General features: G+C 59.4%; 28 protein-coding genes, 4 tRNA genes and 1 riboswitch. Of the genes, 18 read left to right on the top strand and 14 right to left on the bottom strand.

The features are described from left to right. Positions 1-36 precede the first annotated feature (36 nt). The 6 genes from gyrA (at position 37) to ACIOTL_RS03925 (ending at position 3,864) form a co-directional block, all read left to right on the top strand. Positions 37-2,664, top strand: a complete 2,628-nt coding sequence (gyrA, locus tag ACIOTL_RS03900; RefSeq protein WP_400341849.1) for a DNA gyrase subunit A — start codon at positions 37-39, stop codon at positions 2,662-2,664. Next, positions 2,661-3,269 (top strand): DUF3566 domain-containing protein, encoded by a 609-nt coding sequence (locus tag ACIOTL_RS03905; protein WP_105658687.1) that lies wholly within the window; start codon positions 2,661-2,663, stop codon positions 3,267-3,269. The genes gyrA and ACIOTL_RS03905 overlap by 4 nt, the downstream gene beginning before the upstream one ends. A gap of 122 nt (positions 3,270-3,391) precedes the next feature. Continuing rightward, positions 3,392-3,465, top strand: a tRNA-Ile gene (locus ACIOTL_RS03910). A 31-nt stretch (positions 3,466-3,496) separates the two neighbouring features. Beyond that, positions 3,497-3,616, top strand: a complete 120-nt coding sequence (locus tag ACIOTL_RS03915; protein WP_219844366.1) for a DLW-39 family protein — start codon at positions 3,497-3,499, stop codon at positions 3,614-3,616. Positions 3,617-3,623: 7 nt separating this feature from the next. Continuing rightward, positions 3,624-3,696, top strand: a tRNA-Ala gene (locus ACIOTL_RS03920). A 95-nt stretch (positions 3,697-3,791) separates the two neighbouring features. After that, a tRNA-Ala gene (locus ACIOTL_RS03925) sits at positions 3,792-3,864 on the top strand. A gap of 67 nt (positions 3,865-3,931) precedes the next feature. Here ACIOTL_RS03925 and ACIOTL_RS03930 read toward each other — a convergent pair. Further along, positions 3,932-5,074: a glycosyltransferase family 4 protein gene (locus ACIOTL_RS03930; protein WP_400341851.1), complete on the bottom strand. Its 1,143-nt coding sequence runs from the start codon at positions 5,072-5,074 to the stop codon at positions 3,932-3,934. 109 nt (positions 5,075-5,183) lie between these two features. Between ACIOTL_RS03930 and ACIOTL_RS03935 the strand changes: the two genes are divergently transcribed. Next, positions 5,184-6,155 carry a bile acid:sodium symporter family protein gene (locus ACIOTL_RS03935; protein WP_332594769.1) on the top strand — a complete coding sequence of 324 codons (972 nt, stop codon included), beginning with the start codon at positions 5,184-5,186 and terminating at the stop codon, positions 6,153-6,155. Positions 6,156-6,284: 129 nt separating this feature from the next. Next, on the top strand, positions 6,285-7,151 hold the full coding sequence (locus ACIOTL_RS03940; protein ID WP_105658702.1) for a DMT family transporter: 867 nt from the start codon (positions 6,285-6,287) through the stop codon (positions 7,149-7,151). Positions 7,152-7,157: 6 nt separating this feature from the next. Here the strand turns inward: ACIOTL_RS03940 and ACIOTL_RS03945 are convergent, their stop codons facing one another. Next, on the bottom strand, positions 7,158-7,364 hold the full coding sequence (locus ACIOTL_RS03945; RefSeq protein WP_105658684.1) for a hypothetical protein: 207 nt from the start codon (positions 7,362-7,364) through the stop codon (positions 7,158-7,160). Between the two features lie 171 nt (positions 7,365-7,535). On the opposite strand from ACIOTL_RS03945, the gene ACIOTL_RS03950 reads away from it, so the two are divergent. Beyond that, positions 7,536-8,081, top strand: a complete 546-nt coding sequence (locus ACIOTL_RS03950) for a peptidylprolyl isomerase (RefSeq protein WP_105658683.1) — start codon at positions 7,536-7,538, stop codon at positions 8,079-8,081. Positions 8,082-8,318: 237 nt separating this feature from the next. Further along, positions 8,319-9,038 (top strand): rhomboid family intramembrane serine protease, encoded by a 720-nt coding sequence (locus ACIOTL_RS03955; protein WP_166650743.1) that lies wholly within the window; start codon positions 8,319-8,321, stop codon positions 9,036-9,038. Between the two features lie 481 nt (positions 9,039-9,519). Here ACIOTL_RS03955 and ACIOTL_RS03960 read toward each other — a convergent pair whose 3' ends face one another. Then, the gene (locus ACIOTL_RS03960) at positions 9,520-10,137 is read right to left on the bottom strand and encodes a LysE/ArgO family amino acid transporter (RefSeq protein WP_400341853.1); all 618 of its coding nucleotides are present in this window, start codon (positions 10,135-10,137) and stop codon (positions 9,520-9,522) included. 76 nt (positions 10,138-10,213) lie between these two features. Between ACIOTL_RS03960 and ACIOTL_RS03965 the strand changes: the two genes are divergently transcribed. After that, positions 10,214-11,092 (top strand): ArgP/LysG family DNA-binding transcriptional regulator, encoded by an 879-nt coding sequence (locus ACIOTL_RS03965; RefSeq protein WP_105658680.1) that lies wholly within the window; start codon positions 10,214-10,216, stop codon positions 11,090-11,092. Between the two features lie 5 nt (positions 11,093-11,097). Continuing rightward, positions 11,098-11,163: riboswitch (guanidine-III (ykkC-III) riboswitch) on the top strand. 11 nt (positions 11,164-11,174) lie between these two features. Continuing rightward, positions 11,175-11,492: a multidrug efflux SMR transporter gene (locus ACIOTL_RS03970; protein ID WP_105658679.1), complete on the top strand. Its 318-nt coding sequence runs from the start codon at positions 11,175-11,177 to the stop codon at positions 11,490-11,492. A 60-nt stretch (positions 11,493-11,552) separates the two neighbouring features. Here the strand turns inward: ACIOTL_RS03970 and ACIOTL_RS03975 are convergent, their stop codons facing one another. After that, on the bottom strand, positions 11,553-11,810 hold the full coding sequence (locus ACIOTL_RS03975) for a cell division protein CrgA (RefSeq protein ID WP_105658678.1): 258 nt from the start codon (positions 11,808-11,810) through the stop codon (positions 11,553-11,555). 221 nt (positions 11,811-12,031) lie between these two features. Between ACIOTL_RS03975 and ACIOTL_RS03980 the strand changes: the two genes are divergently transcribed. From ACIOTL_RS03980 to ACIOTL_RS03990, 3 genes are read left to right on the top strand one after another with little or no spacing between them, the layout of a single operon-like run. Continuing rightward, positions 12,032-12,805 carry a class E sortase gene (locus tag ACIOTL_RS03980; RefSeq protein WP_105658677.1) on the top strand — a complete coding sequence of 258 codons (774 nt, stop codon included), beginning with the start codon at positions 12,032-12,034 and terminating at the stop codon, positions 12,803-12,805. Positions 12,806-12,813: 8 nt separating this feature from the next. Then, positions 12,814-12,984 carry a hypothetical protein gene (locus ACIOTL_RS03985; RefSeq protein WP_013347422.1) on the top strand — a complete coding sequence of 57 codons (171 nt, stop codon included), beginning with the start codon at positions 12,814-12,816 and terminating at the stop codon, positions 12,982-12,984. After that, positions 12,981-13,625: an aminodeoxychorismate/anthranilate synthase component II gene (locus ACIOTL_RS03990; protein WP_105658676.1), complete on the top strand. Its 645-nt coding sequence runs from the start codon at positions 12,981-12,983 to the stop codon at positions 13,623-13,625. The genes ACIOTL_RS03985 and ACIOTL_RS03990 overlap by 4 nt, the downstream gene beginning before the upstream one ends. A gap of 9 nt (positions 13,626-13,634) precedes the next feature. On the opposite strand, the gene pknB is transcribed toward ACIOTL_RS03990, so the two are convergent. The 7 genes from pknB to ACIOTL_RS04025 are packed head-to-tail and all read right to left on the bottom strand — an operon-like array spanning position 13,635 to position 22,896. Then, complete coding sequence (gene pknB, locus ACIOTL_RS03995; protein WP_400341855.1) at positions 13,635-15,554, bottom strand: Stk1 family PASTA domain-containing Ser/Thr kinase; 1,920 nt, start codon at positions 15,552-15,554, stop codon at positions 13,635-13,637. After that, on the bottom strand, positions 15,551-17,359 hold the full coding sequence (locus tag ACIOTL_RS04000) for a protein kinase domain-containing protein (protein WP_388024714.1): 1,809 nt from the start codon (positions 17,357-17,359) through the stop codon (positions 15,551-15,553). The genes pknB and ACIOTL_RS04000 overlap by 4 nt, the downstream gene beginning before the upstream one ends. After that, a complete protein-coding gene (locus tag ACIOTL_RS04005) occupies positions 17,356-18,816 on the bottom strand; it encodes a penicillin-binding protein 2 (RefSeq protein WP_133833750.1) in 1,461 nt (486 codons plus the stop codon). Before ACIOTL_RS04005 ends, ACIOTL_RS04000 begins: the two co-directional genes overlap by 4 nt. Then, positions 18,813-20,210 (bottom strand): FtsW/RodA/SpoVE family cell cycle protein, encoded by a 1,398-nt coding sequence (locus ACIOTL_RS04010; RefSeq protein WP_400341857.1) that lies wholly within the window; start codon positions 20,208-20,210, stop codon positions 18,813-18,815. The genes ACIOTL_RS04005 and ACIOTL_RS04010 overlap by 4 nt, the downstream gene beginning before the upstream one ends. Continuing rightward, positions 20,207-21,601 (bottom strand): PP2C family protein-serine/threonine phosphatase, encoded by a 1,395-nt coding sequence (locus tag ACIOTL_RS04015; protein WP_400341859.1) that lies wholly within the window; start codon positions 21,599-21,601, stop codon positions 20,207-20,209. The genes ACIOTL_RS04010 and ACIOTL_RS04015 overlap by 4 nt, the downstream gene beginning before the upstream one ends. Before the next feature lie 3 nt (positions 21,602-21,604). Further along, positions 21,605-22,084: an FHA domain-containing protein gene (locus tag ACIOTL_RS04020; RefSeq protein ID WP_105658670.1), complete on the bottom strand. Its 480-nt coding sequence runs from the start codon at positions 22,082-22,084 to the stop codon at positions 21,605-21,607. Further along, entirely contained in the window at positions 22,081-22,896 is an 816-nt protein-coding gene (locus ACIOTL_RS04025) for a DUF3662 and FHA domain-containing protein (RefSeq protein WP_181148929.1), read from the bottom strand. The genes ACIOTL_RS04020 and ACIOTL_RS04025 overlap by 4 nt, the downstream gene beginning before the upstream one ends. Before the next feature lie 283 nt (positions 22,897-23,179). On the opposite strand from ACIOTL_RS04025, the gene ACIOTL_RS04030 reads away from it, so the two are divergent. Further along, positions 23,180-23,263, top strand: a tRNA-Leu gene (locus ACIOTL_RS04030). 85 nt (positions 23,264-23,348) lie between these two features. Here the strand turns inward: ACIOTL_RS04030 and ACIOTL_RS04035 are convergent. Further along, positions 23,349-23,804 carry a DUF523 domain-containing protein gene (locus ACIOTL_RS04035; protein ID WP_105658668.1) on the bottom strand — a complete coding sequence of 152 codons (456 nt, stop codon included), beginning with the start codon at positions 23,802-23,804 and terminating at the stop codon, positions 23,349-23,351. Between the two features lie 78 nt (positions 23,805-23,882). Between ACIOTL_RS04035 and ACIOTL_RS04040 the strand changes: the two genes are divergently transcribed. After that, positions 23,883-24,419, top strand: a complete 537-nt coding sequence (locus ACIOTL_RS04040; RefSeq protein WP_105658667.1) for a YdeI/OmpD-associated family protein — start codon at positions 23,883-23,885, stop codon at positions 24,417-24,419. Here the strand turns inward: ACIOTL_RS04040 and ACIOTL_RS04045 are convergent. Continuing rightward, positions 24,408-24,575, bottom strand: a complete 168-nt coding sequence (locus ACIOTL_RS04045) for a hypothetical protein (RefSeq protein ID WP_166650740.1) — start codon at positions 24,573-24,575, stop codon at positions 24,408-24,410. The two genes, ACIOTL_RS04040 and ACIOTL_RS04045, sit on opposite strands and share 12 nt — an antisense overlap. Positions 24,576-24,578: 3 nt before the next feature. Next, positions 24,579-25,628: a LacI family DNA-binding transcriptional regulator gene (locus tag ACIOTL_RS04050; RefSeq protein WP_105662193.1), complete on the bottom strand. Its 1,050-nt coding sequence runs from the start codon at positions 25,626-25,628 to the stop codon at positions 24,579-24,581. 150 nt (positions 25,629-25,778) lie between these two features. Between ACIOTL_RS04050 and ACIOTL_RS04055 the strand changes: the two genes are divergently transcribed. Then, the gene (locus tag ACIOTL_RS04055; protein WP_105658665.1) at positions 25,779-26,750 is read left to right on the top strand and encodes a nucleoside hydrolase; all 972 of its coding nucleotides are present in this window, start codon (positions 25,779-25,781) and stop codon (positions 26,748-26,750) included. Positions 26,751-26,757 lie beyond the last annotated feature (7 nt).

Raw genomic sequence — 26,757 nt, forward strand, 5'->3', positions numbered from 1 at the left:
TCCACCGAAGACTTTTTTGACTTGTAAGGGAAGAAATTGAGCGACGAGCAAACCCCTGAGAACGCACCAATGGACGGCGAGATCATCGAGCCGGTCCCAGAAGGCGGTCGCATCGACCAGATCGACCTGCAGACCGAAATGCAGCGTTCGTACCTCGACTACGCCATGGCCGTTATTGTCGGCCGCGCGCTGCCGGATGTGCGCGATGGCCTGAAGCCGGTGCACCGCCGCGTGCTGTACGCAATGTACGACGGCGGCTACCGCCCTGAGCGCTCGTACAACAAGTGCGCCCGCGTGGTCGGCGAAGTCATGGGCCAGTACCACCCGCACGGCGACACCGCGATCTACGATGCGCTGGTCCGCCTGATCCAGGACTGGGTCATGCGCTACCCGCTGGCCCTGGGCCAGGGCAACTTCGGCTCCCCGGGCAACGACGGCGCCGCCGCCCAGCGTTACACCGAAACCAAGATGGCCCCGCTGGCCATGGAAATGGTCCGCGACATCAACGAGAACACCGTTGATTTCCAGGACAACTACGACGGCAAGAACCAGGAACCAACGGTTCTTCCGGCGCGTTTCCCCAACCTTTTGGTCAACGGCTCCTCCGGCATCGCCGTGGGCATGGCCACCAACATCCCGCCGCACAACCTGCGCGAAGTCGCCGAGGGCGTGCAGTGGTACTTGAAGAACCCGGAAGTTTCGCGCGAGGAGCTGCTCGCCGAGCTGATGCTGCGCGTGAAGGGCCCGGACTTCCCATCCGGCGCCATGATCCTGGGCACCAAGGGCATCGCCGATGCCTACCGCACCGGCCGCGGCTCGATCACCATGCGCGCAGTGGTCAACGTGGAGGAAATCCAGGGACGCACCTGCCTGGTGGTCACCGAACTGCCGTACATGGCCAACCCGGATAACCTCGCGGTGAAGATCGCCGAACTGGTCCGCGACGGCAAGATCGCCGGCATCGCCGACATGCGCGACGAGACCTCGGGCCGCACCGGCCAGCGCCTGGTCATCGTGCTCAAGCGCGATGCCGTGGCCAAGGTAGTGCTGAACAACCTGTACAAGCACACCGAGCTGCAGTCCAACTTCTCGGCCAACATGCTCGCGATCGTCGACGGGGTGCCGCGCACCCTGCCGCTGGATGGATTCATCCGCCACTGGGTCACCCACCAGATCGAAGTGATCGTCCGCCGTACCGAATACCGTCTGAAGAAGGCCGAGGAAGAAGCCCACATCCTGCGCGGCCTGCTCAAGGCCCTGGATGCCCTGGACGAGGTCATCGCCTTGATTCGCCGTTCGGCTACCACCGAGGCGGCGCGTGACGGGCTGATGGAGCTGCTGGACATCGACGAGAACCAGGCCCGCGCCATCCTCGATATGCAGCTGCGCCGCCTGGCCGCCCTCGAGCGCCAGAAGATCCAGGACCGCCACGCCGAGCTCGAGCGCATGATCGCTGAATTCGAGGCGATCATCGCCGATCCGGCACGCCAGCGCCAGATCGTCTCCGAAGAACTGCAGGAAATCGTCGACAAGCACGGGGACGAGCGCCGTACCAAGGTGCTGATGGGCTACGACGGCGACATGAGCGTCGAAGACCTGATTCCCGAAGAGGAAATGGTCGTCACCATCACCCGCGGCGGCTACGTCAAGCGCACCCGCATCGACAACTACCGTTCGCAGGCACGTGGCGGCAAGGGCATCAAGGGCGCGAACCTGCGCGGGGACGACGTCGTGGAGCACTTCTTCGTCACCTCGACCCACAACTGGCTGCTGTTCTTCACCAACCACGGCCGGGTTTACCGCACCAAGTGCTACGAGCTGGCCGAGGCCGGCCGCGATGCCAAGGGCCAGCACGTAGCCAACGTGATGGCCTTCCAGCCGGACGAGCACATTGCCCAGGTGCTGGACCTGCGCACCTACCAGGATGCGGCCTACCTGATGCTGGCTACCCGCAACGGCTTGGTCAAGAAGACCCGACTGGAGGATTACGACACTAACCGCACCGCCGGCGTGATCGCGATCAACCTGCGCGAGGACGATGAACTGGTCTCCGCGCAGCTGGTCAGCGAATCCGATGACGTGATGCTCGTCTCACGCAAGGGCCAGTCGGTCCGCTTCACCGCCACCGATACCGCGCTGCGCCCCATGGGCCGTGCAACCTCGGGCGTGACCGGTATGAAGTTCCGCGAAGACGATGAACTGCTGGCAGCCGATGTGGTCCGCGAAGGCTCCTATGTCTTCACCGTGACCAACGAGGGCTACGCCAAGCGCACCACCGTCGAGGAATACCGTGTGCAATCCCGCGGTGGTTTGGGCATTAAGGTGGCCAAGCTCAACGAGGAACGCGGTGAGCTGGTTGGCGCGCTGATCGTCGACGAGACCGATGAGGTCTTGGTGGTGATGGGCTCGGGCAAGGTGGTCCGCTCGGCCGTTTCGCAGGTTCCTTCCAAGGGCCGCGACACGATGGGCGTCATCTTCGCCAAGCCGGACAAGAAGGACCGGATCCTTGCGGTTGCCAAGAACTCTGAGACTGAGCTCGAAGAGAACTTGGAGGAAGATGCCGTAACGTTGGACGCAGAAAACACGATCGATGAGTCATCGGCTGTGCCAGAAAACGAATCCGGCGCGGAAAATGATGACAATACTAACGGAGGTAACGCATGAGCACGCCCTCGACGCCACGCCCCAGCGGCGGTGCCCCGAAGAGCGCAGCGCCGCGACCTACCCAGGTAAAGCGTCCAGCTCCGACCGGTACTGGCGCCCGTCCGGCTAGCGCCGGCGCACGACCAGCAGCAGGCCAGGCACGTCCAGCGGGCCAGCGCCCGACAGGAGCGCCGCAGCGCCCAACCAGCCAGCAGCGTCCGGCCAATGGCCAGGATCGCCTGGTTCGTCCAGCGCCCAAGGCGAAGGTCCGCAAGGCCCGCCTGCTGGTTTCCAAGGTGGAGCCCTTCTCGGTTCTGAAGCTGGCCTTCCTGCTCTCGGTAGCTTTCGGTGTGATCACCGTGGTTGCCGCCGTGGGCATCTGGGCTGTCTTGGATCTGACCGGAACCTTTGATGCGTTCAACCAGCTGATGCGCGAGGCCATTGGCGCCGACGGCAACTTCGACCTGCGCGACACCATGTCGCTGGGCCAGGTGGCTTCCTACGCGACGATCATCGCAGTGGTGAACGTAGTGGTAATTTCCGTGGTCTCCATGCTTGGCGCGGTGCTGTACAACATTGCTGCTTCACTGGTCGGCGGAGCCGGAGTGACCCTCACCGACGACTAGGAACACCCCAAGTCGAGCCCGGGATTCATGCTGTGATGCATGACACCCGGGCTCGATTTGTATCTTTGGGAGAACACCGGTAAAGTTTTATTTCGTTCCGAAGGGAACAAAAACAAAAGCAAGGGCGTATAGCTCAGGCGGTTAGAGCGCTTCGCTGATAACGAAGAGGTCCCAAGTTCAAGTCTTGGTACGCCCACGGAAACCTTGCTGGAGAGAAAGAGGGAGTAATGAAAAAGTTCCTGGTTCTCGCATCGATCGCGGCTGCTGCAGTAGTCTTGGTCAAGAAAGCGAAGGCTTCGTCGGAAACGAAGGAAACCTGGCATCAGGTAGCCGATAAAGTTTCCTAAAGCTTTTGGGGCCTTAGCTCAGTTGGTAGAGCGTCTGCTTTGCAAGCAGAATGTCAGGAGTTCGATTCTCCTAGGCTCCACAAAAGAAAGTGGCGGAAAGTGAAAACTTTCCGCTAATTCTTTTTGATTGATCCGGTTGGATTGGTCTTGGAGTGGAAACTTCAAAATTGAATACGGGGCCTTAGCTCAGTTGGTAGAGCGTCTGCTTTGCAAGCAGAATGTCAGGAGTTCGATTCTCCTAGGCTCCACATTTGCCAAAAGGCGGAAAGTGAAAACTTTCCGCCTTTTGCGTATCCAGAAGAAAATTCTATTTCGCTAGTGCGGGATCCGGGCCATCCGGACATGCTCATAGTGTCCAATAAGCTGCTCGCCAATGCTGTGCCAGGACCGATCCTGGACACTGCTAAGCGCAGCGCTGGCAAAAGCCAGCCGTTTCGCATCGTCATAGGCCAAGTCGCTGACCCGACTGCGCAGCTCACTAAGGTTTCCTGGCTGATAGAGCCAGCCCGTGCGCGAGGAATCCACCAGATCCAGCGGTCCCCCACGGCCTACGGCCACGACAGGCACACCACAGGCCATGGCTTCCTGAATGGTCTGGCAAAAGGTCTCTGAGGCGCCAGGATGCACAAAGATGTCCATCGAAGCCATGACCTCGGCCAAGCGTTCCCCGGAAAGGAAACCGGTGAAGTGGGCGTTGGGCAAAAGGCTGCGCAGTTCGTCCTCGAGTGGGCCGGAACCGACGATCACCAGCCGAGTATTCTCAAGACTCGCCAGGGCCTGCAGGTCCGCGACCTGCTTCTCTGCTGCCAGCCGGCCGACGTAGCCAATGACTACCTCGTCATTCGGGGCAACCGCCTGCCTGAACTGCTCGCTTCGCCGTCTTGGCGTGAACTGCGCTGTATCTACTCCCCTGCCTGAAATGGCAAGCCGCGGAACGCCCAGAGATTCGAGCTGGTGGTAGGAAAACGTGCTTGGAACCAGAGTGAGGTCCGCACCCGTGTGGATCGCTCTGACGTGCTCCCAGAGCCTCTGCGTCAGCCACGGCATTTTGTAGCGTGCCGCGTAGCTGGGAACCTCGGTCTGATACAGCGCCACGGTGGGCAATTCGAGTTCCTGTGCAGCGCGCAGAGCCTGCCATCCAAGGATGAACGGGCTAGCCAGATGAACTACGTCGACGCGCTCTCGAGCCAGCATCTTGCGCAGGCGCGCCACACTGGTGGTAGCGACCCGAACCTCGGGATAGCTTGCCAAAGGCATCGACGGAACTGTGAGGATCTTGAAGCCCTGATAGAGCTTTGGCACGCCATGGCCCGACAGCTCCCCTGCCAGCGAGCCTGCAGGGGTAATGACCACGGCCTCCTGGCCAGTCTGCCTGAGGTGATCCAGCGTCTTGAGGATTGAGTTGGTGACCCCATTGAAATGGGGAAGGAACGATTCAGCGACGATTGCTACCTTCACATCTTCAGCATGCTTTTCGTCAATTACACGCAAGTGAATATGACAAGGGTAGTGGATTAACTTCAGCTGTCTCGTTGTGGCCGCAACTCTTTAGTGGCAAAATACCTAGGTGCCCTATGAACAGTCCAGCCCTTCCGCCGTGGCGGTAAATGCCAATAAGAACGAAAAAGACTCCCGCATCGCGGTGTTGCTCTTCCCTGTGCTGATTTTGCTGGGCGGACTGTGCGGAATGCTCGTTCCCCAAGCGTTCGTGGGGTTTTCCGGATGGATAAATCCCCTGCTGATGGTGATCATGTTCTGCATGGGGCTGACGCTGACCTTGCCAGACTTCGCCCTGGTGTTCAAGAACCCGTTGCCGGTGCTCGGTGGTGTCGCAGCGCAGTTCATCGTGATGCCATCCATGGGCTGGCTGGTCGCCACGCTGCTGCAGCTTGAACCTGCCTTGGCCGCCGGCCTGATCCTGGTTGGCTGCGCACCAGGTGGCACGGCATCGAATGTGGTTTCCTACCTGGCTCGAGGCAATGTCGCCTTGTCCGTTGCCATGACGTCCGTGTCGACCTTGCTCGCACCGCTGCTGACCCCGGCGCTGGCCTTGTGGCTAGCTGGCCAGTACATGCCGGTCGATGCTGGATCCATGGCCGTCAGCGTCATCAAGATCGTACTGATCCCTGTGGTCCTAGGCATCGTCCTGCGCATGCTGTTCAACCGGTTCGTGGCGAAGATCGGTGGTGTGCTGCCATGGCTGTCGGTGCTAGCCATCACCTTCGTGGTGACGGTCATCGTCGCGGGCAGTGCACAGACGATTTTGACTGCTGGCCTGCTGGTCCTGGTTGCGGTCATTTTGCATAATGCCCTGGGCCTGGCTTTGGGGTATGCCATGGGTGTCCTGTTGCGCGTTCCCGAAGCTTCCCGGCGCACAATTGCCATCGAAGTCGGCATGCAGAATTCAGGCCTCGCCGGTGGGCTAGCGAAGCAATACTTCTCGCCTGAAGCCGCTCTGCCAGGTGCCGTATTCTCTGTTTGGCATAACTTGTCCGGCGCATTGATCGCAGCTTATTGGCGGAGAAAAGACGCTAAATAGCTCGAGAGTGCGGGCACGGATAAAAGTATTCCATCATAAGAATATCTTGATCTGTCCAAGTATTCGCCGGATCCGGCACGTTCCGAGTTCGAATGAAGCCCATGCGCTGGGAAACTGTAATCTTGGTTGGTGACCATCTTGCTTGCCTTGGTCGGAATTCTCGGGATTTCGGCATCCGGCCCCATTATTGCCGCCTTCCCTGGTGTCCCGGTTCTCTCCATGGCCTTTTGGCGCAATGGAGCTGCGGCGGCCGCGCTCAGCGCACCGGCACTGCGAAAGAACTCCAAAGCTTATTTGCAGATGACCGGGCGAGAATGGTTCTTCACCGGGGTAGCAGGTGTAGCTCTCGCACTGCATTTCGTGTGCTTCATGTATTCGATGCGACTAACCAGCGTGGCTGCTGGAACGGCACTGGTGTGCATCCAAGGTGTCTGGATCGCGATTTACCAGGTTCTTCGCGGAACCAAATATCGAACGCAGGTTTTCCTTGGCATGGGCATTGCGCTGCTTGGTGCAATCATCATCACGGGATTCGACATGGGGCTGGGACGTGATGCCATCATTGGCGACCTCTTGGCACTAGCCGGTGGCGTCTTGGCCGCTGTGTACACGCTGGCCGGATCCGTGGCTCGCAGGACCTTGGGAACTACAACGTATGCCTCGAGCTGCTATGCCATTACCGCCGCAGTGCTGCTAATCCTGTGTTTCCTGACTGGAACGCCGATTTGGGGTTTCGACGCCCGAGGATGGATGGCGATCATTCTGCTGACGCTTTGCGCGCAGATCTTTGGCCATACCGCCATGAATCATTTGCTCAGCGTGCTCGGTCCGCTCACGGTCTCGACGCTGATTCTGCTCGAGATTCCTGGCGCGGCAATCCTGGCGGCAATGTTCTTGGGGCAGGTAGTTCCTATCGCTACCTATGCCGGGTTGGCCGTGATACTTGTTGGGCTTGCCCTCGTGATTCGAGGGCAAGCCCAACCAAAAGCAGCCTAGACGGCTTTATTTGTCATCTTCGAGGATTTCGCGGATTTCTTCCACGCTGGCTTCACGCGATTCAACAGGCTCGTGCGGTTGTGCAGGAAGTGGTTCGTTTTCCCATGGATCCTCAATTGGTTTCGAGGCCTTCCACACAGCTACCAGCACTGCGACAAGTCCCGCAATCAAGCCAACGGCTAGTACTTTTCCTGCTTTGCTCTTCTTGCTCATGCATTGCTCCCGATCCGAAAAAATTCACGCTAACCGACAGTTCAAGACTAGGCAGTTCTATGCCCAGTGGCCAGCAGTATCGGACAAGCAACCTAAGAATGGTCCAAATTTTCTCTCAACGCGTACGTCAGTATTTAGCGGGTCGAGCATAGATCATGGAAGAATGAAGGCATGACCGCAAACGCAACTCATAAAGCCACGATTCACACTACTTTGGGCGATATCGTTGTCGATCTCTTCGGCAACCACGCACCAAAGACCGTAAAGAACTTCGTTGGCCTCTCGACCGGTGAGCAGGAGTGGGTACACCCAGAATCCGGTGACAAGAAGACCAACACCCCGCTGTACAGCGGAACCATCTTCCACCGCATCATTTCTGATTTCATGATTCAGGGTGGCGACCCACTGGGCCAGGGCTTCGGCGGCCCAGGCTACCAGTTCGATGATGAGATCCACCCAGAACTGAACTTCAACGAGCCTTACAAGCTGGCCATGGCCAACGCGGGCATCCGCATGGGCCGTGGAACCAACGGTTCGCAGTTCTTCATCACCACCGTTCCTACCACCTGGCTGCAGGGCAAGCACACCATCTTCGGTGAAGTCCTTGACGCTGACTCGCGCAAGATCGTTGACGCGCTGAACGCCGTTGCTACCGATGGCCGTGACAAGCCACTGGAAGACGTCGTTATCAACTCGGTCGACATCGAGACCCTGTAACAACACAGGCGCACCAACCCGAGGCTCCGACGATTCCCTAGCGGCATTGTCGGGGCCTCGAGTATTTAATCCTTCTCCCCCAACTCAAGGCAGGTACTGATGTCCTTTGGACAGGTTTTCCCAGAGGGCCAAGCAACTCCGACGTGCTATCGACACCCGCAGACGGTGTCCTATGTTTCGTGCCACCGGTGCGGACGTCCGGTCTGCCCGCAGTGCCAGGTCTCTGCGCCTGTAGGTGTGCAATGCGTAGACTGCGTCGCGCAAGCCAATAAGAACCTGCCGCGGCAGAAGACCCAATTCGGTGGCCGGGCTCGATCCGGTGCTCCTGTTATCACCTACACTTTCATCGGCCTGAACGTGCTGGTGTATCTGCTGCAGTGGATCATCCCTGGATTCACCAATCAGCTTGTACTTGCGCCGGCTCTGGCCGCCTATGAGCCATGGCGCCTGATCACCAGCGCCTTTGCCCACTCGACGAGCTCCTTCTTGCACCTTGCCATGAACATGTACGGCGTCTACATCTTCGGCACCATGCTCGAACCAAGGATGGGACGGCTGCGCTTCACCTGGCTATACCTGCTCAGCGCTTTTGGCGGTTCACTGGGCGTTCTCCTGCTGAGCAACCCGATCAGCGCCACGCTCGGCGCTTCGGGCGCACTGGCAGGCTTGTTCCTCGCAACTTTCGTAGTGTTCCGTTCCAACAAGCAGGCACTTCGCTCCATGGGAATTATCCTGGCGCTGAATGTCGTTCTCGGCTTCGTTATTCCCAGTATTTCGTGGCAGGGGCATCTGGGCGGAGCGATATTGGGTATCCTCGCAGCCTGCTGCATTGTGCTGATCCCGCGAAGTAATCCACAGCGTGCGCGTAACCAGATACTTTTACTCACGGCCTTGTCGATTGCGTTGCTGGCAGCCCTTTACCTCTCCACGGAAGCAGTGAAGTGGCCCTTGGGATAGTTCGAAAAGAAGCAATGCAGTTATCCACACTGCTTATCCACACTGTTAATAACTTACAAGCGTGTAACTCTCGAGGCCTAGTGGTTATTAACAGCCCCAAGACCCCGTGATATCAGGGATATTCGCCTTGGAGTACCCAATACTCACAACCTTGTCCCCAGTTGTGGATAACTTTTTAACAACCCCTGTAGATAGTGCATATACGAATCCACCGACTGTTAATAACTTCGGGTTCGAAAGTTTAAACGAATCATGAGAATCACGGTTCAATAAGCGGAATTACGCCTTATCCACAGCCGGAATCCACAGTGTTAATAACTTACAAGCATGTCATTTCAGTTTCCAATATCCCCGTTGACCTGTACTTTATCCGAAAAATCGTGAACTCTACCCAAGTTCTCCCCAGCTGTGGATAACTTTGTGAACAACTGTTTATAAAAGTTGTTCACAGTCACTGTGGATAAGCGTGTTTGCCTGTGGATTACTTGGTGAGAACTGGCAGGATCAGCATGCTGGCAAAGATGAGCATGACGATTCCGATAAGTACATCAAGTACCTGCCACGCCTTGGGGTTGGCAAAGAGCGGGGCAAGGAAACGTGCGGCGTAGGCAAGTGCGAAGAACCAAGTGAAGCTGGCAATGATCGCACCAGTGGCGAAATAGGGTGCGCCTGCGGCTTGGGAAGTAGCAATTGAACCAAGAAGCAGTACCGTGTCGATATAGACATGTGGATTCAGCCAGGTGAGGGCCAACGTCGTTCCGATGATCGAGACGGCTGTTGTTGCACCGGGGAGCCCTGAGACTTTCAGCGCCTCGGGCTTCAGTGCTCGGCGGAAAGCGAAAATCGCGTAGCTTGCCAGGAAGATGAAACCGCCTATTCGCGCAATCACCAATATCCAGGGCGCTCGGTCGACAAGCGCTCCCATGCCGCTGGCTCCGGCGGCAATCAGGATCGCATCTGATAATGAGCACACCAAAGCGGTGATGAAAACTTGCTCTTTCCTGATTCCCTGGCGCAGCACAAACGCATTTTGCGCACCGATGGCGACGATGAGGGACAGGCCAGTGGTAAAGCCGAAGAACAAGGATCCAGAGAGCATGTAGAAACTGTAAGAGATTAGCTGATCTGCGTCGAACTTAAGTTTCTGATTCTAGATTAGAGTTCCTAATGTGAACATGGATGTGGAACACCTCGAAACCCTGCTTGCGGTAGTTGATGCGGGAAGCTTCGATGATGCCTCGATTGATCTGGGAGTGACCGCTTCGGCCGTCAGCCAGCGCATCAAGGCCTTGGAGAACCGCCTGGGCGCAGTCCTGCTCGTCCGCAGTCGCCCGGTTAGGCCTACCGAGCATGGACTGAAAGTTCTGCGCTATGCGCGACAGATGACGCTGCTCAGTGCAGAGTTCTCCAAAGAGATAGCCTCCGAAAATCCGATCCCGATCGCCATTGGAGTCAACGCGGATTCGCTCTCCACTTGGTTCGGTCCGGTATTCTACGAGCTCGCGAAGTTCGAAGACCTCTCCTGTGAAATAGTGCGTACCGATGAAAACAGGGGACTGGAGCTACTTCGAACCGGTCGCGTCAGCGCCGTGGTCACCAATGCGGAGGAGAATATCCAGGGTTGCATCAGTGACAAACTGGGTGCACTGCGCTATCGCGCAGCCGCGCAAGCTTCGGTGGTCCAACGCCATGTACCTACTGGGGCCGTGGAAGAGCTCATTCGCACTCCGATGGTGGTCTTCGATCGTGAGGATCCCTTGCAGCATGAGATGCTCCAGCGGGTTGCCGGGGCTAAAGCGCGACCGGAAGGCCAAGTCCACCATGTTCCCGATTCCATGCAGTTCGTTGCGGCCATAGAAGCGGGGATGGGGTGGGGGATGATTCCAGAAACGCAGCTGCAGAAAGCCAGCGGGCTGCAGGTACTCAACGAGCAATGGTTTATCGATGTGCCACTGTATTTTCAGCGCTGGGCTGTGGACTCGCAGATCCTCGCGAGGATAGGTGGCATTTTGGTCACAGCCGCGAGACAGCAAGGCCTGCATTTGCTAGCCTGAGGTGGTCACCAGCAATCATTGCTTGGACCCGGACGAGGGAGCCGTACCCGGAGCGCGACAAGACGGCCAGAAAGTATCTGGCATGCATTGGGTAATTTTGATCGTTTCCGGACTATTCGAAGCGGTATGGGCCATCGCTCTTGGCATGAGCGAGGGGTTCTCCAAACTCGTTCCGACCATCGTCTTCTTCGCGGCGCTGGTTGTGTCCATGGGTGGACTGGCCTACGCCATGAAGGAAATTCCCGTCGGCACTGCATATGCCATCTGGGTAGGCATCGGAGCCTCGCTTGCCGTCATTTACTCGATGGCCACCGGACAGGAAGCCTTCAGCGTACTGAAGATGGTCTTCATTCTCGGATTGGTTGGTTGCATCATCGGCTTGAAAGCCGTCAGCCACTAATATCAAAAGCCGCCATTAAACAACTTCGCCGGCCCCCTCAGCAGGGGGCCGGCGATACGGCTATTTCCAGCCCGTTGTCATGAAAAAGCCGACCATCGCAATACCGAAGCCGACAACGATGTTCCAACCGCCGATATTCGGAATCGGGTACAGGGTCTGCGAAACGTAATAAACGATGATCCACAGCAAGCCCAGAAGCATCAGTCCGAACATGACTGGCTTGTACCAGCCCGGCATCGGCTTATCGATGGCATGGGCGCTCTGGCGCGTCTCCTGCGGCTGTGAATTCTTCTTGCGTCGTGGCTTTGACTCCGGCACTCGAATGCTCCCTCGGCTTCATCTGCTTAATGTAGTAAATGTGGGTGACCTTCAGGTCTTCCCGGTAGGCTTGGGTGCAAGAATGCTGAGAACTGCTTAGTGCATTCCTACGTAGCTTCCATACTAGCCGTTACCCGCTGGAACTCTGGGTTTTGGCCAGTATCGACCCATCTTAGTTGACCTATTTCGCGCATTTCTTTCCCTTAAGGAGCCAGACCGCCGTGAACCGATCAGCCACTGCGCAGGGACGTCGCATGCAGCACCGACGACCGTCGGCAGGAAACCGTATTGCCGGATTCTTTGGCGAACTGCTGATCACCCTTGGCATCTTGCTGATGCTCTACGTGGTGTGGGAACTGTGGTGGACGAATATCGACTCGGCCCAGGCCCAGAAGGAAGTCACCGCAAACCTCGTGCAAGAACTTGGCGAGGTCGTGGTGCCGGAAGGCAACGAGGAGGAAGAGGAGAAGGACTACGGTCCGGCTCCGGTCACGGAATTGGCTCCCGGAGAAACTTTCGGGATCATGTATTTCCCGCGCTTTGGCGCTAGCGGATCGCACCACCCGGTGACCTACGGAGTGGAAGACCACGTGATCGATAACCTCGGCATTGGCTATTACCCGACCACGCAGCAACCGGGGGAGCTGGGCAACTTCGCCGTAGCGGCCCACCGCCAGACCCATGGCCAGGTCTTCTGGGATATTGACAAGCTGCAAGACGGCGACAAGATCTATCTGCAGACTGCACAGGGGTATTACACCTACACCTGGTACGCCACCGAGATTGTGGCTCCATCCAATGGCGATGTCCTGTTGCCTACCCCGCACCAGTGGGGAGTGGAACCAACGAAGTCCATCTTGACCATGACCACCTGCCATCCGAAGTACTCGACCCAGCAACGCATGATCGCGTATTCGGAACTCACCGATTGGCGTCCACTGGATGCAGGTCCGCCGAAGGAAATCCGTGACATGGTCATCGACGCAACGAGCTAGGAGAAGAGATGTACGCCTGGATATTTAGAAATCTGCCCGGCCCTTTGTGGCTTCGTATTTTTGAAGCATTGATTCTCATTGCCGCGATCGTGCTATTACTGATGATGTACGTTTTCCCATGGCTGAACCAGTACATCAGCCCATTCACCGATTCAACGATTGGCCAGAGCACCCCGTGAGCAGCACCAGGATCCTCGTGATCGATAATTACGACAGCTTTGTGTACACCCTCGTGGGTTACCTGCAGGAGCTGGGCGCGGAAACCACCGTATACCGCAACGACGATTTGAGCGTTGGGGAAGCAACTAAGTTGGCTGCGGAATACGACGGTGTGCTGATCTCCCCGGGCCCGGGCGAGCCTGCAGGAGCGGGTGTCAGCATCGATCTGATCAAGTGGTGCGGGCAGCAGCGCAAGCCAATGCTCGGTGTCTGCCTTGGGCATCAGGCGCTCGCTGAAGCCTATGGCGGCACGGTCACGCACGCCGAAGAACTAATGCACGGCAAGACCTCGCTGGTGAGCCACGAAAACCACCCGGTCTTCAACCAGGTAGCCAACCCCTTCACCGCAACGCGCTACCACTCCCTGGCAGCCGTACGCGAGAGCATCCCTGCTGAGCTTGAGATCATCGCTGCTACCGCCGGGGGAGTCATCATGGGGCTGGCGCACCGGGAAGCACCACTATGGGGCCTGCAGTACCACCCAGAGTCGGTGCTGACCGAGCAGGGATACCAGATGCTGGGCAATTGGCTGGAATTCGTAGGACTTCAGGGGGCAGCCAAGAAGGCCACGACCCTGAGCCCGCTCTTCAGCGGAGAGTAGCCTAGCAGCCTATCGGTCGCGCCCGTTTTCCCGTGGCGGGTTAGTCCGATCTGGCGGGCCGTTCCCATTGGAAGGAGCCGGAGCGTCACTGGTAGGCGAAGCACTGTCGGACGGATCATCGGATTCTTCTGAATCTGGAGATTCGGTCTCGCTGGGCGATGGTTCTTCACTTGGTTCTGGTGCCGGCGGAGCCTTGGCCACAGAAATCTTCACCAGGCTTCCCTGAGCCACGTCCTCGGAGGCCTCGGGGGACTGCTTGAACAAGGTTCCCTCAGGGTAGTCGTCGGTTGCCACCTCATCGAACTGAACTTCCAACCCGATGTCGTCCGCAGAGAGCTTCTCTTCAGCTTCCTCACGGCTCATCTCGGTAACGACCGGAACGGTCACCATGCCGGTAGAAAGGATCAGGTCGACTTCGCTGCCGGCCTTCACCTTGGAGCCCAGCTCCGGGCTGGTGCCAATAACCCAGTCGGTTGGAATGGTTGCAGAGTTCTCCCGGCTGACGTCACCCACTTCGAGGCCAGCTTCACGCAGGGCATCGCGGGCAGCCGTCTCGGACTGGTTCGCCAGATCCTTGGGAATCGTGCGCTGTTCCGAACCATCGGAAATGAACAGCGCAACCGTGGATTCCTTGGAAACCATGGACCCTTCTGCCGGGTCGGTTCGGGTCGCCTTGCCCTGCTCTACTTCATCACTGAATTCCCGCTCTACACGCACCTGGAAGGTGGAATCGCGCAGCAATTCACGTGCGTCGTCTTCGGACATCTCCAGGACCTTGGGCACAGTAACTGGGGCACGCTTTTCAGTCTCGGCCTGGATCGAACGGATCACCAGGAAACTGGCGATACCCACAGCAATCAGGGCAATGATGGTCAGCAGGATGATCAGGCCGCGGTTGGACTTGTGCCGTGCAGGAGCTTCGGGAGCCTCATCTTCGACGAAGACCGGGTGCTGGCTGGTGCCTAGCGCTGACTGCGCGATGAACCCGGTTTCAGTCTCGCCGTGCATGCCGTATATCGGCAAGGTGTGGGTTGATGGTGCCGGTTCGTCATCATGGAATTCAATGCCGTTCAGTGCATCTTCCAACGCTGCCGCGAAAGCGCCTGCGCTCTGGAAACGGTCATCGCGTTCCTTGGAGAGAACCTTGGAAACGATCGGGTCGAAGATCGGGTCAACGTCGTGCTTGACCTCGCTGGGCGCCGACGGAATCTCGCCAACGTGCTGGTACGCGACCGAAACCGGCGAATCACCGGTGAACGGAGGGCGCTGGGTCATCAGCTCGTAGAACAGGCAGCCAACAGAGTAGATATCCGAACGGAAATCGACCTGTTCGCCGCGTGCCTGCTCAGGAGAGAAGTACTGGGCGGTTCCCACCACAGCGGCGGTCTGCGTCATTGTCGCCGAAGTGTCCAAGGCACGGGCTATGCCGAAGTCCATCAGCTTCACGTGGCCGGCATCGGTCACCATCACGTTGGCCGGCTTGATGTCGCGGTGGACGACATTGTTATTGTGCGAATGATCCAGGGCATCGCATACGCCGCGGGTGACGTGCACAGCGAAGGAAGCGTCGACATCGCCCGAAGCGATCACCTGCTTCAGAGTCCGGCCGGTCACGTATTCCATGACCATGAAGGGCAAGCGCTCACGGCTATGATCGGTAGCAGGCAGCTCACCGGTGTCGTAGACGGCAACGATATTCGGATGGCTCAGGCCCGCGACGGCCTTGGCTTCACGGCGGAATCGATTGACCACCATGGGGTTGCTTGCGGTATCCGGGCGCAGCACCTTGACCGCGACCTTGCGCGAAAGCACATGGTCGGTGGCAAGATAGACATCCGCCATGCCGCCGCGGCCTACCAGCGATTCGATCTCGTAGCGATCGTTGATCAACCGTGGCAAGCCGGGGGGCAAGGCTTCGACTTCACTCATGGCGCTTCGCTTTGGTCCGGCTCTGCAGCTTCTGGGGATTCAGATGCCGACGGGGTAGCGGACTCGGATGCTTCGGGTTCTTCTGGGCCCATGGAAATATCCAGGGTCACCGTGGTGCCCGGCTCTACTTCGCTGCCGGCTGGAACGTCCTGCGCAAGCACCGTGCCAGCGACCGAAGAGTCATGGCGTTCCTCGCCCTTGGCCACGGCCAGCCCAGCGTCCTGGATGCGCTTCTGCGCGGCTTCGTAGCCCATGCCGGTTACCGAAGGAACGCCAACGGTTTCGGGAGCCATGGCGTAGGTAATCGAAATGGTTTCGCCCTTTTCGACGCTGCCGGTCGGGTTCAGCGAAATGACTTCGCGTGGGTCGTACTCATTGGTTTCCTGCGGGGTCGCGTCAACGACCAGGCCCTTGCCCTCAAGCTCTGCCGTCACGGTGTCGATATCCTGGCCCACCAGCGAGGCCGGAACCTCTACGTAGGTCACGGTTTCACTCGGGGTCGGGGAAGAGGACTCGGAGGTCTCCGATGCTTCGGTGGTTTCCTCCGAAGGATCGGTGGATTCCTCGGTCGGAGAAGGGGATTGGGAAACATCGGTGCTCTGCGTGACCGAAGCCGTCGGCTGATTGTCCTTGTCGCTGCTCATGGCAGGGATCAGCCACGCCAGCAAGGCAATCACGGCGGCCAGCGCGATGATCACGATCAGCGGGATCAGCCAAGGGCTGCGTTTGGCCCCGGCCTCGCCAGCCGGATCCTGGGTATCCACGTCCTCGTCATCGAATCCGCCGGCTGCGGCACTGGACCCGGATAAACCGCTGGTAGCGCCGGCAGGTTCCACCACGGTTGGCATCGCATTGGTCATTGTCGGCGCGGAATCAGCACGCGGCACCACCTGGGTGGCGTCGTTACCCATGTTGACCACTTGGGTTGCGTCGGTGGCGATACCGGTGGCCAGCATGCCGGGAACGGCCAAGGTCGCGGTATTGGTATCACCGGAGCGCAGTGCATCGGCGGCCTTCGCCAGCGCCGTTGCGTCCTTCGGGCGATCCGACGGGTTCTTGGCCAGCATCGACATGATCAGCTGGCGTACCGGTGCCGGGATGGTGTCCGGCAGCGCCGGGGGAGCATCGTTGACCTGTGCGAGGGCGATGGCGATCTGCGATTCGCCGGTGAACGGGCGGCGTCCTGCCAGGCACTCGTAGCCGATCACGCCCAAGGCGTAGATGTCAGAGCTGCCGGTGGCGATCTGCCCGGTGGCCTGTTCCGGGGCCAAGTACTGGGCGGTTCCCATTACCTGCCCGGTGGCGGTCAGCGGAACCTGGTCAGCAAGCCGGGCAATGCCGAAGTCGGTGATCTTCACGACGCCCGAAGGCATCACCAGGATGTTACCCGGCTTCACATCGCGGTGCACCAGGCCGTGCTCGTGGGCTGCTGCCAGCGCGCGGGCGGTCTGCGCGATCAGCGAGAGCGTACGGTCCACGTCGAGCTTGCGCTCGCGCTCGATAATGGTGGACAGCGGCGGGCCGGGAACCAGTTCCATCACCAGATAGGCGGAGCCCTGTTCCTCGCCGTAGTCGAAGACGCCAGCGATTCCAGGGTGGTTCAGCAGCGCGGTGTGGCGTGCTTCCACGCGGAAACGCGTCAGGAAGCTCTCATTATCGGTGTATTCCTCTTTGAGGATCTTGATCGCTACCAGACGTCCTAGGACCTGGTCTCGTGCCTTCCAAACTTCGCCCATGCCACCGATCGCAATGCGGTCGGTCAGCTTGTAACGACCGCCCAAGGTGGTGCCGGTTACTGGCCTCACTTGTTGAACACCGCCTCTAACATCGTCTTCATAAGTGCACCTGCCGTGTTGTGGCCGGTGTTGTAATCTACGTCTTGAATATTGACCGTGATGGCAACCTGCGGATCATCGGCCGGTGCGAAACCGGTCATCCAGGAGTTCACCATGCGGACTCCGTTCTCTGATGGTCGCTGCGAGGTGCCGGTCTTGGCTCGGAAATCCACGCCGGGAACGCGGGCATTCATGGCCGTACCGCTCACAACCGGGCCTTCCATCAGCTCGGTGAGCTGTTCGGCAACTTCCGGGGTGGTGGCCGTGGAGAACTTCTCCGGCTTCGGGTCCTCGATAACTCGAAGATCCGGCGCGATGACCTTGCCGATCAAATTCGGCTTCATGATCACGCCGTCATTGGCGATGGCCATGGCGGCCATGTTCATCTGCAGCGGAGTAGCCTTGTTTTCCCATTCGCCGATTGCCATCTGCGCCATCTGCGCTTCATTGGCCTCAGCAGAAGGGAACTCGCTTGGAACAACATTCTGCGGGATGCTCAGCTGCTGCCCGTAGCCGAAGCGCTCGGCAACCTCGGTGAAGGCATCCTTGCCGACGGTCTGGCTGATTTCCATGAACGGGGTGTTGCAGCTCTGGGCAAAGATGAACTCGAGCCTTGCCCGGGTATCCCGCGCGCAGATGCCCTCATTGAAGTTGTTCATCTTAGCGGTCGAATGCGGATAATTCACCGACACCGGATTGTCGATGGGGGTTTCCATATCGAACTTGCCTGATTCCAGGGCCGCAACGGTGCTGAGGATCTTGAACGAGGAACCTGGGGTCACCGGGTTGCTGATGGCCGGGTTCCGGTAGGGGCTCAAGCCGTCGGTGTTGCTGATGTCCTTCAGGTTCTGGGCCGCCTGGGAGGTCGAGTGCACCGCCAGCAGGTTGGTGTTGTAGCTTGGCTTGGAAGCCATCGCCAGGATGTCACCGGTCTTCGGATTGGTCACGATGATCGTGGCCTTCAAGTTGTCAGGAATCGCTTCGAAGGCAGTCTTCTGCAACTGCCCGTCAATGGTCAGCTCAACCGAGGCGCCTTCGGAACGGGTACCGGTGAACATGGCCGACAAGCGGTCGAAGAGCAGATCCGAGCTCGTGCCGGTCAGCCAGTCGTTCAGCTGCGATTCGAGCTGGGTGGTGCCATTCGCGAGCGAATAGTAGCCAGTCAGGTGGGCGTAGGTTTTCGCGTCGTGGTAAACACGCTGGAATTCGAACTGGCCATCATCGGTCGGAACGGATTCGGCAATCGGCTTGCCGTCGACCAGGATCGCGCCGCGGGGCAGGTCGAACTCGCGGTAGAGTTCGCGCTTGTTCAGCGCATTCTCCGAGAGCGGCTTGGCGTCGAAGAACTGGATGTAGCTCAGTCCACCCAGGCAGATGACGAACAGGACGGTTAGCGCAACCCAAACGCGCTTGATTGCATGATTCACTTTTTCGTCACCGCCTTGGTGCTGGAGGTAAGGGCCGTGCTGGCACTTGCAAATTCATCGGTTGGTCCTACGCCGCCAGTCTTCGGGCGGCGCGAGTTGTGGGAGATCAGGAGCAGCAACGCGATGATGATCCAGTTCGCCAGCAGCGATGAGCCGCCGGCGGCCATAAATGGCGTTGCCAGGCCGGTCAGCGGGATCAGCCGGGTGACGCCTCCGATGATCACGATGCATTGCAGGCCCAGGGTGAAGGACAGGCCTGCAGCCAGTAGCTTGCCGAAGGTATCGGCCGAGCCCAAGGCGGCCCGCAAGCCACGGGAGACCAGCAGCATGTAGAGCAGGATGATCGCGGCCACGCCGATCAGGCCAATTTCTTCGCCGAAGGAGGCAATGATCATGTCGGAGTTGGCCAGCGGAACACGGTAGGGGGAACCCGCGCCCAGGCCGGTGCCGAACAAGCCGCCGTCAGCCATGCCGAATAAGCCTTCGACGATCTGCATGCTGCCACCCTTGGCCTGGTAGATCGCAGGGTCAAAGGCGTTGAGCCAGACGTCCAGGCGGCGGGTCACGTGGCTCATGGTCAGGCCCGCGACGATGCCGCCGGCGACAACCATCAAGGCACCGATGAGCACCCAGGAAATACGCGCGGTTGCCACGTAGATCATCACGATGAACAGGCCGAAGAAGAGGATCGCGGAACCGAGGTCTCGCTGCACCACGAGCACGCCGATGGAGAGCAGCCAAGCGATAACCATCGGAGCCATATCCCGCAGGCGGGGCAGCTGCAGCGGTCCGAACTTGCGGCCAGCCATCAGGATCAAGTCGCGGTTCGACGAGAGATAACCGGCGAAGAAGATCGACAAGGTGATCTTCGCGAGTTCGCCTGGCTGCAGTGAGAACATGCCCATGCGGATCCAAATGCGGGCACCGTTGATCGTGACACCCAGTTTGGGAATCAACGGAAGCAGGAGCAATACGACCGATAGCAGCAGGGCGATATAGGTAAACCGACGCAGCAGGCGGTGGTCCTTGATTGCCCAGAGAACGACCGAAGCAATGACGATGGCAATGGCAGTCCAGAGCAGCTGGCGCGCCGACTGGGACGTTCCTTTAGCCAGGTCAATGCGGTGAATCATGGCTAAGCCAAGGGAGTTCAACGCAATCGTAATCGGAAGTATTACTGGATCGGCATATTTGGCGAAGATGCGCAGCAGCACATGAACCGTCAGGGATAGTGCCGCCAGGATGCCCATCTGCACGTAGAAGTCGGTGCTGTCGACATCCTCGGTGGAGCTGCCCACCAGATAGAACGCGGCACCGCCCACGCAGAGGGCCAGCAGCACCAGCAGCAGCTCGAGATTGCGCCGAGGCACCGGTGCGGTTTGCACTTCGGTCATTGCATTATCTCCTGGCAGTAGGCGGGCAGTTCGAGCTGGTTGGCGGAATCCGAGGATCCGGGAACGGTGACCGGGCAGTTCTGCTTCGCGGTGACCAGGAGTTCCTGGATGATCATCTGGGCATGCTGCTGGTTCTCTGCCGAGATGGTCGATTCAACGCGGTGGCGTGAATACTCCGGCAGGGCTTCGAGCGGCACCTTGCTGACTGTGTCGACCTCGGAGAGCGAAATCGGTCCGAGCTCCTGGGGAACGCCCTTGTAGATTGCGACCTTTCCATCGACAGTGCCAACAAAGTACTGGGTCTGGGTCCACATGTAGCCCCAGACGCCCAGGGCAATGACGAAGAAAGCCGTCAAGGTCAGCAGGATCGGCATCATCCAACGGCGCTGCTGCACCGGAGCATCCAGTGGATCCAGCACCTCGCCGGCCGCCGGGGAACGGTGGGTCAGCAAGGCAGCTGCACGGCGTTCGCCGGTGTGCTGGGTCACCACCGGGATCTGGCCGGTTTGCGTCGCAAGCTGGGCGGCGCCCACCAGCAGGTGGGGACGCTGGGAAATCTCATGGCGGAGCAGCGAAGCGCTGGCTTCGACATCGCCTTCGGCGGCAATGGTGAGCTGGCCGGTATCCGGTGCGGGTTCTGGTTCGGCGGGCGCTTCGCCTTCGACGACAGCGTTTTCGACAACCTCGAACATCACCACGGTGACGTTATCCGGCGCACCATTCTTCAAGGTGATGGCAACCAGGTCGTTGACCGCTTCATCCATATCGGCGGTAGTGCGGATGATCTGCTCGATTACCGGAACCGGCACCGCGTCGGTGAGTCCGTCAGAGCACAGCATCCAGCGTTCGCCGGGTTCTGCCTCGAATTGGTCGACATCGAGTTCCGGGGAGGCATCCGAGTCGCCCAGCACGCGCAAGAGCACGTTCTTATGCGGGTGGACCTCGGCCTCGGCCGGCTTGATGCGGCGTTCGTCGACCAGCCGCTGCACGAAGGTATGGTCCTTGCTGATCTGCTCGAAGACCCCGTGCTTCAAGCGGTAGGCGCGGGAGTCGCCGATGTGCGCCATGTGCAGGGTACTTCCCGAGAGCAGCAGGGAAGTGACGGTGGTACCCATCCCCGAAAGCTTCGGGTTGGCGCCGACGAGTTCATTCAGCACCAAATTGGCGGCCTGGATCTCATCCGGCAGGGCATTTTGCGGATCTGCGGTGCCATCGTGGTCCAGATGCACCAAATCAAGCACGGTGGAGGCTGACGCCACGTCACCGCCGACGTGTCCGCCCATGCCATCGGCAAGCACCGCGAGGTACGCGCCGGCGTAGGCGGAGTCGTCATTCTTCTTGCGAACCCGCCCCACGTCGGATTTCGCAGCAAATTTTAGTTTGAGGGCCATAGGCTAGGGCTTCAATTCCAGGACAGTCTTTCCGATGCGGATTCGCTGGCCGGGCTCCACTGCCTGGGCGCGTGAGAGCTGGTTGTCACCCACGAAGGTGCCGTTGGTTGAGCCGAGATCTTCAATGAACCAGCGCGATCCCTGCGGGAACAGGCGGGCATGGCGTCCCGAAGCGTAGTCATCATCGAGAACGACGGTGGCATCCTGAGCTCGCCCGAACATGATCGGTTGGCCGCGGAGGGGAATGCTGCTGCCGGCCAGTGGGCCCTCAACAACTTCCAATGACGTGGCGGCCTTGCGCGCAGGCACTTCTGGTTCCGCCAGCTCTGGATTCTTCTTCAGTTCCCGAGCGCTGGGCTTGCCGGTGCGGGCCCGCGATCCGATGGCCAAGTCGCGGCGCATCGATCCGACAACGCTTAATACGAGCAGCCAGATGAGGACCAAAAAGCCCAATCGGAACAAGCTTAGAACCAGGTCGTTCACGCGCGGCCTCCGTTGTTCGAGGTAATCAGCCGAAAGACGATTTTTGTCTGTCCGATAGTAATGATCGAACCGTCAAATATACGGGTTTCTTCCGAAATCTTCTTGCCGTCCACGTAGGTTCCATTGGTTGAACCCAGATCGGTGACGACGAAACTGGTTTTGCCACGGGTTTCGACGCGCACATGCTGGCGGGAAACGCCGGAATCATCCACGGGAATATCGGTGCTGGCCGAACGGCCCAGCACGATGGAGTGGTGATGCAGGGCGTAGCGCTGTCCAGCGACCTCAAGAATTGCCTGCTTCTGCATGGGCTTCTTGGGGATCTCTGCAATCGGACGGACCGATGGACGTGGCTGTGCGGTTGTCGGCGGGGTGGCGGATGGCGCTGCGGGCGCTGCTGCTCGCTCTTTTACCGGAGCCGAGGCTGCTGGGCGCGAGCTGGACTCCTTGACCGAGCTGGCAATCTCCATTTCTCCGGGCTTGAAATCGTCCTTGGAAACAAAATGGATCGTGATGTCGCCGTGGACCGAGTAGTCCTGGGCTGCCGCATGCTCAGCGGTGACCTTTGCCATTTCGTTGACGACGCCCCGCCCCCAACCCTGCGCGGTGTTGTAGTCCTTGGTGCTCAGCGAGACAACGAAGTCATTGGCTGCAAGGCTGCGGCCCTCGCTGATTGGCATGATTCCGCGGTCCATGTCATTGCGTAGCGCGGTAGTCAGTTCGACTGGCTTGAGATCTGCGGTGCTGGTGCCACGAAAGAAGCTAGTGACGACCTTCTCTAAGCCGCGTTCGACATTGTCGAGAAAGCCCATTATTCGTGCTCCTTCCTTAGGGTCCATGGCTGGTTATTGCGAGCCTGCATTCACGCCGTCCAAGCTGTGAACACAGAACTTCATATTCGATCTTACTGTTTTCAGCTGTGCAAATGCCGAAAAATCATTGAGCGGCTCAAGTGCGTCAATATCAACGATAAATGCCCCAAAAAGGTTTCCCATGTGTCCCTAACCACAAATCAGGGTTTCGATTAGGTGAACGGAAAATGAGTGTGTAAGCTATTTCTTGTTGCAAAGAACGATGGCAACGAAAACAGAATATGCGCGAGTGGCGGAATTGGTAGACGCGCTGGCTTCAGGTGCCAGTGATCGCAAGGTCGTGGGGGTTCAAGTCCCCCCTCGCGCACAAATGGAAAATAACCCTTGATCTTCGGATCGAGGGTTATTTTTTTGTTTAAAAGAGCAACTGAATCGTTATCTTGCAGGGTGTGTCAGTTTGCCGGTGGCGCGCTGACATTGACGCCCCGGCGCTTGAGCAGGGCGGCCAGTACGCCATCGCCTGCAACGAGTTTTCCGGTGTGCGAGCCATCGTAGATGGTGCCGCAGCCGCACGAGGGGCTGCGATCCTGCAGGATCGCCTCGGTGATTCTCTGGTGCTGGACTAGATCCGAAACCTTCTGGGCACCAGCTATGAACTGCCCGCTGATGTCCTCGCCGTTGATGTCGATCACGCAGGCCCGGCCTTCCAGCACGTCGTGGCCATCGCCACCGACAATCTCCGCTGGCGGACGCGGAGTAGGGAGCTCGCCCAATTCCTCAGCGCAGGCCGCAACGGCTTCTCCTCGTGCCACGGCCTCGACGATGGCAGGGTTTGCCTTCGCCTTGCCGTTGTAGCGGCAAGGGATGCCGGCCAGGCAGGAACTAACGAGCAGCGGAGGTTGGGTCATAACAGCAGTCTAGCCACGTGGAAGCGCAATGCCGCCGTGCCATAGACTGCCCTTGGACAACGGAGAAGGGGAATTCCCATGGCGGTATCCAATGAGATATTCGAACTGAATGGAACTGCAGATCTGGTCAACGATCGGAAGATAATCAGGCTCGACCAGGAATCCAGCGACAAGTTGCCAAGCCGCGGACAGGTTGCGGTGGAACTTCTCCAGGCGCATGAAGGCCACGTGGTCGTAATAGATCCCGACGGGCGCCGAGGCCACTGGTTGGCCCTCGATGGACAGGGCGCGCCCCAGCTGTTGGCCGAGGCGGGGGATCAAGTGGAATTGACCGCCCGGGTCGCTAGAACCTGGCCGGAAACAGGGATTCCGCAAGACCTGGCCAGTGCCCTGGGCGAGGCTGGGGATCTGGATGAGATGTGGGCAGGGCTCACTGCCATGGCCCGCTGGGAATGGGTACGCTGGATCGGTGCGACCAAGAACCCTTCCACGCGCGAACGCCGAGTGGAGGCCAGTATTTCCAAGCTGCGTGATGGCAAGCGCCGGCCGTGCTGCTTTGATTTGTCCTCATGCACCGATCCCGAAGTTTCGAAGAGCGGAAAGCTAATCCAGTAGCACCCAGCTGCGCGCGGCGGATTCGATGCCGGTGCCCGGTGGGGTTGCCGGGCCGGTAATGAGGCCCAGCACTCCGCTGGACATGACGATCAGGCCCAAAGCAATCAGCAGGGCGATGGCGGCAGTGACCTTGGCAGGCCATTTATGCATGTTCACCGGCTAGTCTCCTTTGTTGCCCAGCGTCGATCCGCGGACAATCAACGAACTGGGCAGCATTGTCTGCAGTGGGTCAGGGGTTTTTCCATCGAGCAGCGCGCGCAGCTTCAATGCGGCCTGGCGCCCGCCTTCCTGGGCGTTGAGCTGCACGGAAGTGATGGAAGGGCTGGACGTCGCCGAGTAGGGAAGGTCGTCGAATCCGGCCACCGCAAGCTGCTGCGGAATGCGGATACCAAGCAGGCGCGAAGCATGCAGCACGCCGAAAGCGTGGTTATCGGTTGCGCAGCCCAGTGCGGTCACGCCCGATTCATGCCACTTGGGCCAATGCTGGCCAAAGGCTGCTGAAGCCTCAGTGACGTCGATCATCGAGCTGGCAACAGAAGATGGCAGCACTTCGATGCCGTACTCCCTTGCCGCCGCCAGGAAGGCCTCGCGGCGCACTGCCAGGGTCTCGGTGCCGGTGCTGGCATCCAGGTAGGCGGCCTTGGTGTGTCCCTGTGCAGCGAAATGGGCTACGACTTCCCGCGCTCCCTGGGCGACGTCCATATTCACGGCAGGAATCGATGGATCGATGCCCGGGGCATCCAGGGCCACCAGCGGGAGGTTGCTCGAAATTTCCTCGAGGAAATCCTGGCTTGGGGCATGGACCAGCAGCCCGGCCGGACGGAGGCCCATGATCTTCCTCGTTTCGCTGGCGCTGGGGGAGACGCCGGCATCCGTGACCGAGAGCAGGAGCTGGTAGTCGCTAGCCAATACCGAGCGCACGCCAGCGATCACCTTGGCAAAGAAGGGGTTGGAGATATCCGGGGCCACCAGGACCACCAGCGAACTGACGCCCTTGGCCAGCGAGCTGCCGATGCTGTCGACGAAGTAGCCCAGTTCGCGAATTGATTCACGCACGCGCTGCTCATTCGCGGCCGAGACCCGGCCCGCCGACTTCCCGTTGGCAACAAGAGAGACCGTTGCGGTGGAAACGCCGGCGTGTTCGGCTACCATCGCTGCGGTCACGCGGCGTGGAGCGCGCGAGTTGCCGGACTTCTCACCATTCTTCATGGCTCCATCGTAGTCGGAGTTGTGACACGCGACAGCTTTGCGTTAAGCGCTTGACGATAGCATGGGGACGCGAAAGAATTATCAAAGGATGCCTATCCGCCCCCACGACTTAGCTACCGGCCGCCAGCTGGCAGAGCGAAGGAAGAAGCCATGACCCAGGACAGCAATGCCCCGCGCAAGATCATTTTGGACTGCGACCCGGGTCATGATGACGCCGTGGCAATGATTCTTGCCCATGGCAATCCCAAGATCGACCTGCTGGCCGTGACCACCGTGGCCGGCAACCAGACCCTGGATAAGGTCACTGCCAACGCGCTGGCCGTGGGTACCATCGCCGGCATTACCGGCATTCCCTTCGCGGCCGGCTGCGCCCGTCCGCTGGTGCGCGAAGTGGAAACCGCGGGAGACGTCCACGGGGATTCCGGGATGGACGGGCCGGCCCAGCCGGAGCCGGGCATCGAACTCGATGGGCGCCACGCCGTGGACGTCCTCATCGACCTGGTGATGAGCCATGAACCCGGCGAAATCACCTTGGTGCCCACCGGCGCATTGACCAATATCGCCTTGGCGGCCCGGAAGGAACCGCGCATCGTTGAACGCGTGCGCGAAGTGGTGCTGATGGGCGGCGGCTACCACACCGGCAACTGGTCGGCGGTGGCAGAATTCAATATCAAGATCGATCCTGAAGCTGCGCACATCGTCTTCAACGAGGCCTGGCCGGTGGTGATGGTCGGATTGGACCTGACCCACCAGGCGTTGGCCACCTCCGAGGTGGTTGAACGCATCGAGAAGATCGGCACCGGCCCATCGACCTTCGTGCGCGAGCTGATGGACTTCTTCGCCCGGGCCTACCGAGACCACCAGGGCTTCGATGCACCGCCGGTGCATGACCCATGCGCCGTGGCCTACGTGATCGACCCGGATATCGTTCGCACTGTCAAGGCCCCGGTCAGCGTTGAGCTGCGTGGCGAGCTGACCTTGGGGATGACCGTCACGGACTTCCGCGCGCCGGCTTCCGCCGACTGCAATACTTCCGTGGCGGTGGACCTGGATCACGAAGGCTTCTGGAATCTGGTGGTCGATGCGCTGGAACGTATCGGCGAGGTCACGCTCGGAAAATAGAACAACT

The organism is Glutamicibacter sp. NPDC087673, from assembly GCF_044743255.1.
GTDB lineage: Bacteria > Actinomycetota > Actinomycetes > Actinomycetales > Micrococcaceae > Glutamicibacter.